Source organism: Kitasatospora sp. NPDC034023, assembly GCF_055575795.1.
In genome coordinates this window covers 1-13,588 of record NZ_JBVIRY010000046.1, presented here as the reverse complement: position 1 = coordinate 13,588, position 13,588 = coordinate 1, and the positions used below count along the sequence as shown (strand labels likewise).

11 protein-coding genes, 5 tRNA genes and 1 pseudogene are annotated in these 13,588 nt (G+C 71.1%); 5 read left to right on the top strand and 12 right to left on the bottom strand.

Features of this window, described 5'->3' with window-relative positions:
• Positions 1 to 37: 37 nt before the first annotated feature.
• The 4 genes from ACZ52R_RS38245 to leuC all read right to left on the bottom strand — a co-directional run bounded on the left by ACZ52R_RS38245 (position 38) and on the right by leuC (position 3,469).
• Positions 38 to 766: an HU family DNA-binding protein gene (locus tag ACZ52R_RS38245; RefSeq protein WP_360509533.1), complete on the bottom strand. Its 729-nt coding sequence runs from the start codon at positions 764 to 766 to the stop codon at positions 38 to 40.
• 133 nt (positions 767 to 899) lie between these two features.
• The gene (locus ACZ52R_RS38240) at positions 900 to 1,247 is read right to left on the bottom strand and encodes an SCO5555 family protein (RefSeq protein WP_396289940.1); all 348 of its coding nucleotides are present in this window, start codon (positions 1,245 to 1,247) and stop codon (positions 900 to 902) included.
• A 182-nt stretch (positions 1,248 to 1,429) separates the two neighbouring features.
• Entirely contained in the window at positions 1,430 to 2,026 is a 597-nt protein-coding gene (gene leuD, locus ACZ52R_RS38235) for a 3-isopropylmalate dehydratase small subunit (RefSeq protein ID WP_465626522.1), read from the bottom strand.
• Positions 2,027 to 2,029: 3 nt separating this feature from the next.
• Positions 2,030 to 3,469 carry a 3-isopropylmalate dehydratase large subunit gene (gene leuC, locus ACZ52R_RS38230; protein WP_465626524.1) on the bottom strand — a complete coding sequence of 480 codons (1,440 nt, stop codon included), beginning with the start codon at positions 3,467 to 3,469 and terminating at the stop codon, positions 2,030 to 2,032.
• A gap of 233 nt (positions 3,470 to 3,702) precedes the next feature.
• Here leuC and ACZ52R_RS38225 point away from each other — a divergent pair, with 233 nt between their 5' ends.
• On the top strand, positions 3,703 to 4,416 hold the full coding sequence (locus ACZ52R_RS38225) for an IclR family transcriptional regulator (protein ID WP_030246527.1): 714 nt from the start codon (positions 3,703 to 3,705) through the stop codon (positions 4,414 to 4,416).
• Positions 4,417 to 4,571: 155 nt separating this feature from the next.
• Here the strand turns inward: ACZ52R_RS38225 and ACZ52R_RS38220 are convergent.
• The 8 genes from ACZ52R_RS38220 to ACZ52R_RS38185 form a co-directional block, all read right to left on the bottom strand.
• Positions 4,572 to 4,646, bottom strand: a tRNA-Gln gene (locus tag ACZ52R_RS38220).
• Positions 4,647 to 4,695: 49 nt separating this feature from the next.
• Positions 4,696 to 4,768, bottom strand: a tRNA-Glu gene (locus tag ACZ52R_RS38215).
• 26 nt (positions 4,769 to 4,794) lie between these two features.
• Positions 4,795 to 4,867: transfer RNA gene (locus tag ACZ52R_RS38210), tRNA-Glu, on the bottom strand.
• Positions 4,868 to 4,894: 27 nt separating this feature from the next.
• A tRNA-Glu gene (locus ACZ52R_RS38205) sits at positions 4,895 to 4,967 on the bottom strand.
• 37 nt (positions 4,968 to 5,004) lie between these two features.
• Positions 5,005 to 5,076: transfer RNA gene (locus ACZ52R_RS38200), tRNA-Gln, on the bottom strand.
• A gap of 238 nt (positions 5,077 to 5,314) precedes the next feature.
• On the bottom strand, positions 5,315 to 6,814 hold the full coding sequence (gene gltX / locus ACZ52R_RS38195; RefSeq protein ID WP_465626526.1) for a glutamate--tRNA ligase: 1,500 nt from the start codon (positions 6,812 to 6,814) through the stop codon (positions 5,315 to 5,317).
• Positions 6,807 to 7,607, bottom strand: coding sequence for a fumarylacetoacetate hydrolase family protein (locus ACZ52R_RS38190; RefSeq protein ID WP_465626528.1), 801 nt, complete (start codon positions 7,605 to 7,607; stop codon positions 6,807 to 6,809). Before ACZ52R_RS38190 ends, gltX begins: the two co-directional genes overlap by 8 nt.
• Positions 7,608 to 7,827: 220 nt before the next feature.
• Entirely contained in the window at positions 7,828 to 8,046 is a 219-nt protein-coding gene (locus tag ACZ52R_RS38185; RefSeq protein ID WP_360509523.1) for a hypothetical protein, read from the bottom strand.
• A gap of 640 nt (positions 8,047 to 8,686) precedes the next feature.
• On the opposite strand from ACZ52R_RS38185, the gene ACZ52R_RS38180 reads away from it, so the two are divergent.
• The 4 genes and pseudogenes from ACZ52R_RS38180 to ACZ52R_RS38165 form a co-directional block, all read left to right on the top strand.
• The gene (locus tag ACZ52R_RS38180; RefSeq protein WP_465661080.1) at positions 8,687 to 12,454 is read left to right on the top strand and encodes a nitrate- and nitrite sensing domain-containing protein; all 3,768 of its coding nucleotides are present in this window, start codon (positions 8,687 to 8,689) and stop codon (positions 12,452 to 12,454) included.
• Between the two features lie 10 nt (positions 12,455 to 12,464).
• Complete coding sequence (locus ACZ52R_RS38175; RefSeq protein WP_030248297.1) at positions 12,465 to 12,878, top strand: roadblock/LC7 domain-containing protein; 414 nt, start codon at positions 12,465 to 12,467, stop codon at positions 12,876 to 12,878.
• Between the two features lie 164 nt (positions 12,879 to 13,042).
• Positions 13,043 to 13,468 (top strand): DUF742 domain-containing protein, encoded by a 426-nt coding sequence (locus ACZ52R_RS38170; protein WP_360510186.1) that lies wholly within the window; start codon positions 13,043 to 13,045, stop codon positions 13,466 to 13,468.
• A pseudogene (locus tag ACZ52R_RS38165) lies at positions 13,449 to 13,588 on the top strand (ATP-binding protein); the annotation flags it as partial. The gene ACZ52R_RS38170 and the pseudogene ACZ52R_RS38165, both read left to right, overlap by 20 nt.

Here is a 13,588-nt window from a genome sequence, read left to right as displayed (position 1 = left end):
CTTGGCCGAAGGCCGTCCGAGGACGGTCGCGCGGGACTTACTTGGCGGAGGTCTTGCGCGCGGTGGTCTTGCGGGTGGCGGTCTTCTTCGCCGGAGCCGTCTTCTTGGCCGTGGCGGTCGCCTTCTTGGCGGTCGCCGTGGTCTTCTTGGCGGCAGCCGTGGTGGTCGCCTTCTTGGCGGCGGCCGTCTTCTTGGTCGCGGCAGCCGTGGTGGCCGTCTTCTTGGCGGCGGCGGCGGTGGTCTTCGCGGCGGTCTTCTTGGCGGTGGTCGCCTTCTTCGCGGCGGTGGCCGTGGTCTTCTTGGCGGCAGCCGTGGTGGCCGTCTTCTTGGCGGCGGCCTTCTTGGTGGCCGGGGCGGCGGCGGCCGCAGCGGTGGCGGCACGCTTGGTGGCGGCCCGCTTGGCGGCCGGGGTGGCGGCCACACCGGTCTTGCCCGGGGTGAGGGAGCCCTTGGGGGCCTTCTTCACCGAGGGGCCTTCCTTCGGCAGCTTCTTGCTGCCGCTGACCAGGTCCTTGAAGCCCTGGCCGGGGCGGAAGCGGGGCACCGAGGTCTTCTTGACCTTGACGCGCTCGCCGGTCTGCGGGTTGCGGGCGAAGCGCGCGGAGCGCTCCACCTTCTCGAAGGTGCCGAACCCGGTGACCGAGACCCGGTCACCGGCCACGACGGCACGGACCATGGTGTCGAGCACTGCGTCGACGGCCTCTGCGGCAGCCTTGCGACCGCCCAGCTGCTCGGCCACCGCTTCGACAAGCTGAGCCTTGTTCACGTCTTCCCCTTCGGAAACGGGCGCCGGATGATTCCATCCGTTCTTTTCGCACGTTAGGTATGTATCTGCGGACTTTCAATTACCAAACGCGCGAATCACCCTAGTGTCGCAATGGATTTGCGCGTCGGCGACCTCAGCCGAGCGGCGGGCGCCCCTCGTCGAGGTCATGTACAAAGCGACTCAACCGCCTTGCCGCCTCCGGAAGATCGCGCTTGGCGGTCTCGGTGACGATGAGGAGTTGACGGGTGAGAGCGGTCTTTGCATCGGCAGACACGTTCAGCGCATGCACGCGGGCGTGAGCTTGCTTCAACCGCTCGGCCACAAGCGCGTAGAGCGCTACGACTTCCTGGTCGTCCGGCCCCTCAGCTGGCGCGGAGGTGACGTCCGGCCGATCGTCAATTCGGCGTTCGGATGGCCGGCCCATGGAGTCCTCAGCTGCGGGTTCGCCGCCCGCGTACGGAGGTTCATGGTGCCGGTGCATGTACTGATTGTGCCATCTACCCGCAGTTGTACTTGCGCGGGGCCCTCTCCCGCAAAGCCAAATGGGCAATCCGGGGCGGGCCGCGGCGCTAACTCGTGCTCCGGAACGACGGATGGCCCGGCCCCCCCGAGGGGGGCGCGGGCCATGCGGCGGATCGTCAGAATGCTTGTTCTGAGGGGAACTCAGGCGACCGGCAGAGTACGGGGCTTGAAGGCCGGGCGGGTCGTCTCGAAGGCCGCGATGTCGGCCTCGTTCTGCAGCGTGATGCTGATGTCGTCCAGGCCGTTGAGCAGCCGCCACCGGACGTTGTCGTCCAGTTCGAAGGCCGCGGTGACGCCCTCGGCCCGCACTTCGCGGGCTTCCAGGTCAACGGTGATCTCGGCCGAAGGGTCACTCTCGGTGAGCGCCCAGAGCCGTTCCACGGTCTCCTGCGGCAGGACGACCGTCAGCAGGCCGTTCTTCAGGGAGTTGCCGCGGAAGATGTCGGCGAAGCGCGACGAGATGACCGCGTGGAAGCCGTAGTTCTGCAGCGCCCAGACGGCGTGCTCGCGGGAGGAGCCGGTGCCGAACTCGGGGCCGGCCACCAGAACCGTGGCACCCTGCCGCTCGGGCCGGTTGAGGATGAACGACTCGTCCTTGCGCCAGGCCTCGAACAGTCCGTCCTCGAAACCGGACCGGGTGACCTTCTTGAGCCAGTGGGCCGGGATGATCTGGTCGGTGTCCACGTTGCTGCGGCGCAGCGGGACTGCCCGGCCGGTGTGGGTGGTGAACTTCTCCATGGCTCAGGCCTCCACGGCAACGTCGGGGTTCGCCGGCTCGGCGGCGTTCAGATCGGCGGGGGAGGAGAGGCGGCCCAGCACCGCGGTCGCGGCGGCGACCTGCGGGGAGACCAGGTGGGTGCGGCCGCCCTTGCCCTGTCGGCCCTCGAAATTGCGGTTCGAGGTGGAGGCGCAGCGCTCCCCCGGGGCCAGCTGGTCGGGGTTCATGCCCAGGCACATCGAGCAGCCCGCGTGGCGCCATTCGGCGCCGGCCGCGGTGAACACCTTGTCAAGGCCCTCCTCGACGGCCTGCAGCGCGACCCGGACGGACCCGGGAACCACCAGCATCCGTACGCCGTCGGCGACCCGGCGGCCCTCCAGCAGGGCGGCGGCGGCCCGCAGGTCCTCGATCCGGCCGTTGGTGCAGGAGCCGACGAAGACGGCGTCGACCTTCACCTCGCGCAGCGGGGTGCCGGCCTCCAGGCCCATGTACGCCAGGGCGTTCTCGGCGGCGGCGCGCTCCTGCGGGTCGGCGAAGGAGGCCGGGTCCGGCACGTTCGAGCCCAGCGGGGCGCCCTGGCCGGGGTTGGTGCCCCAGGTGACGAACGGGCTCAGCTCGCTCGCGTCGATGAAGATCTCGTGGTCGAAGACCGCGTCCTCGTCGGTGCCCAGGGTCTTCCAGTACGCGACGGCGGCGTCCCAGTCCTCGCCCTGCGGGGCGTGCGGGCGGCCCTGCAGGTAGTCGAAGGTGGTCTGGTCCGGGGCGATCATGCCCGCCCGGGCGCCGGCCTCGATCGACATGTTGCAGATGGTCATCCGGGCCTCCATGGACAGGCTCCGGATCGCCGAACCGCGGTACTCCAGGACGTAGCCCTGGCCGCCGCCGGTGCCGATCTTCGTGATGACGGCCAGGATCAGGTCCTTGGCGGTGACGCCCTCGGGCAGTTCGCCCTCGACGGTGATCGCCATGGTCCGGAACGGGGCCAGCGGCAGGGTCTGGGTGGCCAGCACGTGCTCGACCTGGCTGGTGCCGATGCCGAACGCCAGCGCGCCGAAGGCGCCGTGGGTGGAGGTGTGGGAGTCGCCGCAGACCACGGTCATGCCGGGCTGGGTCAGGCCGAGCTGCGGGCCGACGACGTGCACGACGCCCTGCTCGACGTCGCCGAGCGAGTGGATCCGGACGCCGAACTCGGCGGCGTTGCGGCGCAGGGTCTCCAACTGCACCTTGGACACCGGGTCGGCGATCGGCTTGTCGATGTCCAGGGTGGGGGTGTTGTGGTCCTCGGTGGCGATCGTCAGATCGGTGCGGCGGACCGGGCGCCCGGCCAGTCGCAGTCCGTCGAAGGCCTGCGGGCTGGTGACCTCGTGGAGCAGGTGCAGGTCGATGAACAGGAGGTCGGGCTCGCCCTCCGCACGCCGCACGACGTGGTCGTCCCAGACCTTCTCTGCGAGTGTCCGTCCCATCGGATTCCCTCCAGCCGGCCGCGTTGCCGGCCTTCTCGTGTCGTCGAGGTCGCTGCGTGCGCCGCCCCCTGCGGGGACGCGTTCGCGAGACCTGCACGCCGGATCGCTGTCCACGATGCGGACACTCGGACGAGGCCCCATCCTGGATGTCTCCCGGGCTGCTGCATCCAGAGTGGCGCTTTTCTCGGAAGATTGAACTTGCGTCTCGCGGAATGAGACTGCAGTCTTAGGGCATGGACAACACTAGCGGCGTCGGCGTTCTCGACAAGGCCGCTCTGGTGCTGAGCGCACTGGAGTCGGGCCCCGCCACGTTGGCGGGGCTGGTCGCCGCCACCGGTCTGGCGCGCCCCACGGCCCACAGACTCGCCGTCGCACTCGAACACCACCGTCTGGTCACCAGAGACATGCAGGGACGCTTCATCCTCGGTCCCCGCCTGTCCGAACTCTCCGCCGCGGCGGGCGAGGACCGACTGCTCGCCACCGCGGGCCCGGTCCTGACCCACCTGCGCGACGTCACCGGCGAGAGCGCACAGCTCTACCGCCGCCAGGGCGAGATGCGGATCTGCGTCGCCGCCGCCGAGCGGCTCTCCGGTCTGCGGGACACCGTCCCGGTCGGCAGCACCCTGCCGATGAAGGCCGGCTCGGCCGCCCAGGTCCTGCTCGCCTGGGAGGAGCCCGAGCGACTCCACCGCGGCCTGCAGGGCGCCCGCTTCACCGCCACCGCGCTGAGCGGCGTCCGGCGGCGCGGCTGGGCCCAGTCGATCGGCGAACGCGAGCCGGGCGTCGCGTCCGTCTCCGCGCCCGTCCGCGGTCCCTCCAACCGCGTGGTCGCCGCCGTGTCGGTGTCCGGCCCGATCGAGCGCCTGACCCGCCACCCGGGGCGCCTGCACGCCCAGGCCATCATCGAGGCCGCGAACCGGCTCACCGAGGCCCTCCGCCGCAGCTGACCCCCGGCCGCCCGCGGGAAATCCCCCACCCCCTCCCCCACCGAGAATCCGAAAGGGCCCCGCTCGAAACCGAGCGGGGCCCTTCGCTGTCCACTGTGCGGGAAAAGTGTGCGGGAAAAGCAAAAAAGACCCCGGGAACCGGGGTCTTCCTTTTCTGGCTGGGGTACCAGGACTCGAACCTAGACTAAATGAACCAGAATCACTCGTGCTGCCAATTACACCATACCCCAACACAAAGCAAGGGCCGATGGGCGAACCCACCGGCTTCCTGCCCTGAAGTACCCCCGACCGGATTCGAACCGGCGCTACTGCCGTGAGAGGGCAGCGTGCTAGGCCGCTACACAACGGGGGCTTCCTGGCGATCCCTTGCGGGATCCGTACCCCCGACCGGATTCGAACCGGCGCTACTGCCGTGAGAGGGCAGCGTGCTAGGCCGCTACACAACGGGGGCTTTCCAGGTGATCCCTTGCGGGATCCGTACCCCCGACCGGATTCGAACCGGCGCTACTGCCGTGAGAGGGCAGCGTGCTAGGCCGCTACACAACGGGGGCTTGATCTTCATTTGTACTGCTGTACTTGCGTACTGCGCTGGGGTACCAGGACTCGAACCTAGACTAAATGAACCAGAATCACTCGTGCTGCCAATTACACCATACCCCACCAGAGTTGAACCCTCGTCGGGATCTTCTCAGGCGTTGCGCCTCTCGTTCGGTCCCGGCGGGGGGCTTTCGCTCCCTCGTCCGTTCCCTCCCGGGCGGCGCAGAAAGAACATTACCCGACGTCTGCCCTGGCTCCAAAATCGATAACCCCAGGCAGCCGCCGAGCGGCCGTCCGGTGACCTCCGGGTACGCCGCGGGCCCGGCACGGAGCCGGGCCCGCGGTGTGCTCGGCGGCCCGGTCAGGCGGCCGGCAGGGCGTCCAGGGCGGAGCGCAGACGGCGCAGCGTCTCGGGCCGGCCCAGCAGCTCCATGGACTCGAACAGCGGCGGCGAGACCCGGCGGCCGGTGACGGCCACCCGCAGCGGCGTGAAGGCGAACTTGGGCTTGATGCCCAGCCCGTCCACCAGCGCCTCGCGCAGCGCGGCCTGGATCGGCTCCGGGGTGAAGTCCGCGAGCTCCTCCAGCGCCTTGATGCTGGCCGCCAGCACCGGGCGGGCGTCCGCGGTGAGCACCTTGGCGGCGTCGTCCGGGTCGACGGCGAACTTCTCCGGCGCCACGAACAGGAAGCCGGCCATGTTCACGATCTCGCTCAGCACGACCATCCGCTCCTGGGTGAGCGGCGCGACCTTGGCGAGCACGTCCAACTGCTCGGCGGTCGGCTCGGCCGGCAGCAGCTCGGCGGCCTGGAGGAACGGCACCAGGCGCCGCGCGAAGTCCTCCGGGGCCAGCTTGCGGACGTGCTCGGCGTTGATCGCCTCGCACTTCTTCAGGTCGAAGCGGGCCGGGTTGGCGTTCACCTTCGCGATGTCGAAGGCGGCGACCATCTCGTCGATGTCGAAGAGGTCGCGGTCCTCGGCCAGCGACCAGCCCAGCAGCGACAGGTAGTTGAGCAGGCCCTCGGGGATGAAGCCGCGCTCGCGGTACAGGTTGAGCGAGGCCTGCGGGTCGCGCTTGGAGAGCTTCTTGTTGCCCTCGCCCATCACGTACGGCAGGTGGCCGAAGCGCGGGGTGGTGCCGTCGCCGACGCCGATCTCGGCGAGCGCGGCGTACAGCGCGACCTGCCGCGGGGTGGAGGACAGCAGGTCCTCGCCGCGGAGCACGTGGGTGATGCCCATCAGGGCGTCGTCCACCGGGTTGACCAGGGTGTACAGCGGGGCGCCGTTGGCCCGGACGATGCCGTAGTCCGGCACGTTCTCCGGCTCGAAGGTGAGCGTGCCGCGCACCAGGTCGTCGAAGGAGATGGTCTTGTCGGGCATCCGGAAGCGCAGGATCGGCTCGCGCTTCTCCAGCTTGTAGACCGCGACCTGGTCGTCGGTCAGGTCCCGGCAGTGGCCGTCGTAGCCGGAGGGCTTGCCGGCCGCGCGGGCGGCCTCGCGGCGGGCGTCCAGCTCCTCGGTGCTGCAGTAGCAGTGGTAGGCGTGGCCGGCCTCGTGCAGGCGGCGGGCGACGTCGGCGTAGATGTCCATCCGCTGCGACTGGCGGTACGGCTCGTGCGGACCGCCGACCTCCGGGCCCTCGTCCCAGTCGAAGCCGAGCCAGCGCATGGCGTCGAGCAGCTGACCGTACGACTCCTCGGAGTCGCGGGCGGAGTCGGTGTCCTCGATCCGGAAGACCAGCGTGCCGCCGTTGTGGCGGGCGAAGGCCCAGTTGAAGAGGGCGGTGCGGACCAGGCCCACGTGGGGGTTGCCGGTCGGGGACGGACAGAAGCGAACCCGGACGGCCGGGTCAGTGTTAGCCACGCTTGATCACCTTGTTGGCGAGAGTGCCGATGCCTTCGATGGAGACGGCGACCTCGTCGCCGACGTTGAGGGGGCCCACCCCTGCGGGCGTGCCGGTGAGGATGACATCGCCGGGCAGCAGCGTCATGGCCTCGGAGATGTGGACGATCAGCTCGGCGACCGAGCGGACCATCAGGGAGGTGCGGCCGGTCTGGCGGAGCTCGCCGTTGACCGTGCAGGTGACGGCGAGGTCGCTCGGGTCGAGGTCGGTCTCGATCCACGGACCCAGCGGGCAGGAGGTGTCGAAGCCCTTGGCCCGGGCCCACTGGCCCTCGCGCTGCTGGACGTCCCGGGCGGTGACGTCGTTGGCGCAGGTGTAACCGAGGATCACCTCGGGCACCCGGTCCAGCGGCACCTCGCGGCACATCCGGCCGATCACCACGGCGAGTTCGGCCTCGTGCTGGACGTCCGAGGAGAACGGCGGGTACGCGATGCTCTCGGTCGGGCCGATCACCGCGGTGGACGGCTTGAAGAAGGTCAGCGGGACGTCCGGGACCTCGTTGCCCAGCTCCTGCGCGTGCGCCGCGTAGTTGCGGCCGACCGCCACGATCTTGTTCGGGAGCATCGGGCTGAGCAGCCGCACGTCCTGGAAGCGGTAGCTCTCACCGGTGGGCTGGGGCTGGCCGAACGGGTGGCCGGCCAGCGCGTGGACGACCAGCGAGTCGGGCTGGGAAGGGTCGCCCTCCACCACGCCGAAGGAGACGCTGCCGGCGGCAGGGCTCCCTTCCCGGACGGAAAACCTGGCAATGCGCACGGCTGGGATACCCCTCGCTTCGTCGGCCGCCCGGGGCGCGCCCGGGCGCTGGTGGGCGCCCCGCCCGCAGTGGGCGCGGCCCCGTCAATCGGCCTCCAGGCTATCGCGTGGGGCCCCGGCCGACCGCTTAGCCCCTGTTCGGTGCGGTTGGGGCGGGAACGCCGGAGGGCGCCGCCGCCACGGGTGTGACGGCGGCGCCCTCCGGGGAGCGCGTACGGGGTCAGTCGGCCACGACGACGGCCGGGGCGACCATCAGCTGGACGCGGCGCGGGTTCGCGGTGCTGTTCGGCAGCTCGGTGGCGTAGGTCACGACGTCCTCGGGCTTGCGGGCGCCCGGGATCTTGCTGAAGTCCTCGACCGAGGCCAGCGTCGTGCGGCGCGGGTTCGCCGTGGAGCCGCAGGACAGCGTGGACTTGGTGGCCTTCTTCGCCTGGGACATCGAGAGCACCTCGTGGTCGTGGCCGGGCGGATCCGCGGCGGATCGGCACCGGCCTGAGTGATTCCGATTGATTCGGAGGGGTTCTGGGCAGGCTGATCGGTGCCGTGCTCCGGAGACAGCCAAGATTACGAGATCTCTTTCCATAGAGACCGTGACCAAAGCTACACATTGACCTGTGATTTTGCTCACAAAATGCCGAGCAAAACTCAGATATCCGACATATCGCCGCACCGGAATTTTCCGACATTCAGCCCGTAGCGGGCATTCCGGAAGGTCTGTGACTCTTGTCGATCTAGGGTCGGGTTGGCATGTATCCGGCGAGTGTCCGAAAAAGGCGGTATTCCGGTCCGGTTACCGCACAGTCAGTGAGATCGCACAAGCACTCGGTAGTGTCGGACGCCTGCTTCCTGCGGCCCTTGTTGGGATTCCCCGGCTGTGCTGGAATGCGACGGACCGTGGGTAGGGAGTGGTCCACCCCGGTGACCCGCTCGCCCGGACCGGCCGGGGAGCGGATGGAAACTCGACACCGTCCAGGCCGTGGCAACACGGCGGGACGCCCGGTCCAGAGGTTGCGACGCCAGTGCAGGGACGTTTCAAAAGGGGTAGCGGCGCCGCGGGAAACCCGGAGTCGCGCGAGCCTGTGGCAGCCCCCCAGCAGGCGGCGGCGCCCGGCGGCCCGGCCGAGCCGATCACGCCCGAGACCGTCGGCCGCCCCGAGGAGGACGGCCAGGAACGGAAGTCCGCCCGGGACAAACTCCGGACCTCCCTGACCCGGCGCCGGGCCACCGGTCTGAACCGGCTCGCGATGCGCAACTGGCGCATCCGCACCCGGCTGATCGCCCTGCTCGCCCTCCCCGTCCTGGTCTCGCTGGTCCTCGGTGGCCTGCGCATCCAGACCTCGATGGAGAACTCGCAGCAACTCGCCCAGATGGCCAACCTGTCCGACCTGGCCAAGAAGGCGACCAACCTCGCGGACTCGCTGCAGACCGAGCGCGACATCAGCGCCGGCCCGATCACGCACGAGCCGAACGCCCAGCTGGACGACGACATCGTCGCCGCCCGCAAGGCCACCGACGACCTGAGCCGCACCTTCACCGCGTCCTCCGACAAGTTCGAGAACCTCGAACTGTCCGGCGGAAAGGCGCTGCTGCTGCAGATCCGCAAGGACCTGAACTCGATTGCGGACACCCGCAGCCTGCCGTACCAGAACAACCAGAACATCCAGTCGACGATCACCGCCTACGACGTGATCATCCGCGACCTGCTGTCCATCACCCAGGACATCGCGCTCGCGTCGAACAACAAGGACCTGGTCGTCTCCACCCGCGCGCTGCAGCAGTTCTCGCTCGCCAAGAACGCGACCTCGCAGCAGCGGGCCCTGATCAGCGCCGCGCTCGCCAACGTCAAGGGCCCCGACCTCAGCCCGAGTGACGAGTCCTTCGGTATCCGCCTGCGCCTGTCGTACGACAACGCGATCGCCAGCTTCAACAACATCTACACCGCGCACGACCTGGACAACCTGCGCAGCCAGCTGAGCTACAACGGCGTGGTCGCCGACGCCGACCGCTACTCGCAGACGATCCTCACCCAGGGCGGCATCCACCAGACCGAGCCGGTCACCTACAAGGACTGGTACGAGAAGGCCAGCGCCAAGATCACCGCCGAGCGCCGGATCGAAAGCAAGCTGATCGAGAACCTCGACGGCAAGGCCCAGGACCTGCAGTCCCAGGCCGACACGGACGCCCTGATCATCGGTGTCGCGGTCGCCCTGGTGCTGCTCGTCGCCCTCGGTGGCGCCGGTCTGATCGCCCGCTCGATGGTGCGCTCGCTGACCCGTCTGCAGAACGCGGCCGAGGACGTCGCCGAGCGCCGGCTGCCCGAGCTGGTCAAGATCCTCTCCGAGAGCGACCCGCACGACGTCGACACCACGGTCGAACCCGTCGCCGTCGACTCCGCCGACGAGATCGGCCACGTGGCGCACGCCTTCGACATGGTGCACAGCGAGGCCGTCCGCCTCGCCGCCGAGCAGGCCCTCCTGCGCGGCAACATCAACGCGATGTTCACCAACCTCTCGCGCCGCAGCCAGGGCCTCATCCAGCGCCAGCTGTCGCTCATCTCCGAGCTGGAGAGCCGCGAGGCGGACCCGGACCAGCTGGCCAACCTCTTCAAGCTGGACCACCTCGCGACCCGCATGCGCCGCAACGGCGAAAACCTCCTCGTCCTCGCCGGTGAGGACCCGGGCCGCCGCTGGACCCGCCCCGTCCCGCTGGTCGACGTGCTCCGCGCCGCCGCCTCCGAGGTGGAGCAGTACGAGCGCATCGAGCTCGCCGCCGTGCCGTCGGCCGAGGTCGCCGGCCGCGTCGTCAACGACCTCGTCCACCTGCTCGCCGAGCTGCTGGAGAACGCCACCTCGTTCTCCAGCCCGCAGACCCGCGTCCGGGTCACCGGCCACGCGCTGCCGGACGGCCGCGTGCTGGTCGAGATCCACGACACCGGCATCGGCCTGAGCCCCGACGACCTCTCCGAGATCAACGAGCGCCTCGCCAACCCGCCGACGGTGGACGTCTCGGTCTCCCGCCGCATGGGCCTCTTCGTGGTCGGCCGCCTGTCGCTGCGCCACGGCATCCGCATCCAGCTCCGCCCCAGCGACTCCGGCGGCACCACCGCGCTGGTCATGCTCCCGGTGGACGTCACCAACTCCGGCGACCGCCGCGGCGCCGGCCGCCCCGGCCCCGCCCAGGGCAAGCAGCAGCGCGGGGTCGCCCCCACGCCGCGCCAGCAGCGCCAGATGCCGCCCGCCCGCCAGAACGGTCCGGCCGCGCTCGGCCAGAGCCCGGCCGGCGGCGCCCCGCAGGGCGGCCGCCCGCAGCTCGGCCAGGGCGGCCCGACGGGCCCGCAGGCCGGTCCCGGTGCCCAGGCCGGTCCGGGTGCGCCCGGCGGCCGCGCCGGTGGTCTGCCGACCCGCCAGGTCGGCAAGGCGCTGCGCGAGACCGCGGTTCCGCAGGGCCAAGGCAAGGGCCAGCACCAGGGCCAGCAGAGCCCGGGCCGGCAGCCCGCGCAGCCGCAGCGGGCCCAGCAGCCGCAGCGGGCCCAGCAGCCGCAGCAGCCCCAGCAGCAGTCGCAGCAGCAGCAGTCGCCGCAGGGCGGCCTGCCGCAGCGCGCCCCGGGCCGCCAGGGTCCGCCGCAGGCCGGGCCGAACGGCCTGCCCCGCCGCGGGCAGCAGCAGCCGGGCCAGCAGCCCGGCCAGCCGCAGCCCGGTCAGGAACGGCCGCGCCCCGGCGGTGACTTCGACGGCGGTCCGGGTCCCCGGACCGGCGAGCAGCCCCAGCACGGCCGCCCCGGCGGTCCCGGTGCTCCGCAGCAGGGTGCCCGTCCGGGCAACCGTCCGCAGGACGGCCTGCCGCAGCGCGCCCCCGGCCGTCAGGGCCCCGGTGCGCCGGGTGCCCCCGGGCGGCCCGGTGCCCAGGGTCCGCGCCGTCCGCAGCGCCCCGGCCCGGACGCGCCGCAGCGCGACCGCCAGCCGCAGCTGCCGCAGCAGGCCCAGCAGCAGCCCCAGCCGCTGCCGTCGGCCGAGCCGGCGCCGGTGGAGAGCACCCAGCAGTTCGCCCGCCCGCGGTTCGAGGCCAGCCAGATCGACCCGCGCGACCCGCTGGGCCTCGGCCTGGTCGAGCCGGTGCTGCCGAACGTGCCGAACCCGGCGCGTCCGGAGCCGGTGCGCCAGGAGCAGGGCCCGCAGCAGCCGCAGCCGCTGCCGTACCAGGAGCCGATGGCGCTGCCGACCGGCCCGTCCGCGGCCACCGGCCGGCAGCCCGGCGACCAGCAGGCCGCCGACCAGCAGCCCTGGTACCCGCAGGGCGACGCCCAGCAGGCGCGGCCGCGGTCCTACCAGCCGCGTCGGCCCGGCACCGCTGCGCCGGAGTTCCAGGAGCAGGGCCACGCCCAGCAGCCTCCCCGGCAGCAGGCCCCGCAGCAGCAGCCCCAGCCGGCTCCCCAGCAGCATGCCCAGCAGCCGCAGGCTCCGCAGCAGCAGCAGGCCCAGCAGCCGGGCGAAGGCGACGCGCCCTGGCGCCCGTCCGCGAACGACGAGCGCTGGCGCCGCGCCGAGCAGGTCCGCGAGCCCTCGACCAACGGCGTCACCATGTCGGGCCTGCCCCGGCGGACCCCGCAGGCCAACCTGGTCTCCGGTACCGCCGAGTCGTCGCCGCTGACCGGTCCGCAGGTCTCCCGGGCCCCCGAGGAGGTCCGCGGGCGCCTGACCAACCTGCGCCGCGGCATCCAGCAGGGCCGCCGGGCCGGGGCCGAACAGGCCGCCAACCAGCCGGGCTTCCCTCATGGTGCCCAGCAGCCCGGATTCGATAGTTTCGGTGGCCGGAGCGACGGCAACGGCGCAGATCACCAGGAGCGTTGAGTTGAACCAGATGAGCCAGGCCGCACAGAACCTGAACTGGCTGATCACCAACTTCGTGGACAACACCCCCGGGGTGTCCCACACCGTGGTGGTCTCCGCGGACGGCCTCCTCCTGTGCATGTCCGAGGGCTTCCCCCGGGACCGGGCCGACCAGCTCGCCGCCGTCGCCTCCGGCCTCACCTCCCTCACCTCCGGCGCCAGCCGGATCTTCGAGGGCGGCGAGGTCAACCAGACCGTGGTCGAGATGGAACGGGGCTTCCTGTTCCTCATGGCCGTCAGCGACGGCTCCGCCCTCGCCGTCCTCGCCGCCCCCGACTCCGACATCGGCCTCGTCGGCTACGAGATGGCCCTGCTCGTCGACCGCGCCGGCGCCGTCCTCACCCCCGCACTTCGCGCGGAACTCCAGGGCAGTCTCCTGCACTGACCGGAACCCGTGCGGATCCACCCACCCGTCCCACCTCCCCGCCGGGTCCGACCCGACCGGACCCGGCGTCTCACTCTCAGCTACCCTCAGGCAGCTGATCCCGCCTCAGCTGGCACCGCCCCAGCTGGAACCGGCTGCTCAAGGCTGCAGCACAAGGAGGACCCATGACCCCGCCCTCGACACCCGCCGGCTCGTACGGCAGCGGGTACGGCAGCGGCTACGGCGGGCAGCAGTCCGATGGCTACGAGCAGCAGCCGCTGGTCCGTCCGTACGCGATGACCGGCGGCCGGACCCGTCCCCGCTACCAGCTCGCCATCGAGGCCCTGATCTCCACCACCGGTTCCGCCGAGCGGACCGGCGGGCTGCTGCCCGAGCACGCCCGGATCGTCAACCTCTGCCGTGAGGTCAAGTCCATCGCGGAGATCTCCGCACTGGCCGGTGTCCCGCTCGGTGTCGCCCGCATTCTCGTCGCCGACCTCGCGGAGGCCGGTCTCGTCGCCATCCACCAGCCCGCCGCCGCGGGCGAGTCGGGCGGAACGCCCGATGTCACGCTGCTCGAAAGGGTCCTCAGTGGACTTCGCAAGCTCTAACGGACCCGCCCGTGCCACGACGTCGGCGAAGATCGTCGTCGCGGGCGGCTTCGGTGTCGGCAAGACCACGCTCGTCGGCGCCGTCTCCGAGATCAACCCCCTGCGCACCGAAGCCGTCAT

Bases quoted from the DNA above. Each gene is read 5' to 3' on its own strand.
- leuC (WP_465626524.1), bottom strand. From the start codon at position 3,469: ATGGGACGGACACTCGCAGAGAAGGTCTGGGACGACCACGTCGTGCGG.
- ACZ52R_RS38240 (WP_396289940.1), bottom strand. From the start codon at position 1,247: ATGCACCGGCACCATGAACCTCCGTACGCGGGCGGCGAACCCGCAGCT.
- leuD (WP_465626522.1), bottom strand. From the start codon at position 2,026: ATGGAGAAGTTCACCACCCACACCGGCCGGGCAGTCCCGCTGCGCCGC.
- ACZ52R_RS38170 (WP_360510186.1), top strand. From the start codon at position 13,043: ATGACCCCGCCCTCGACACCCGCCGGCTCGTACGGCAGCGGGTACGGC.
- ACZ52R_RS38175 (WP_030248297.1), top strand. From the start codon at position 12,465: ATGAGCCAGGCCGCACAGAACCTGAACTGGCTGATCACCAACTTCGTG.
- ACZ52R_RS38225 (WP_030246527.1), top strand. From the start codon at position 3,703: ATGGACAACACTAGCGGCGTCGGCGTTCTCGACAAGGCCGCTCTGGTG.
- ACZ52R_RS38185 (WP_360509523.1), bottom strand. From the start codon at position 8,046: ATGTCCCAGGCGAAGAAGGCCACCAAGTCCACGCTGTCCTGCGGCTCC.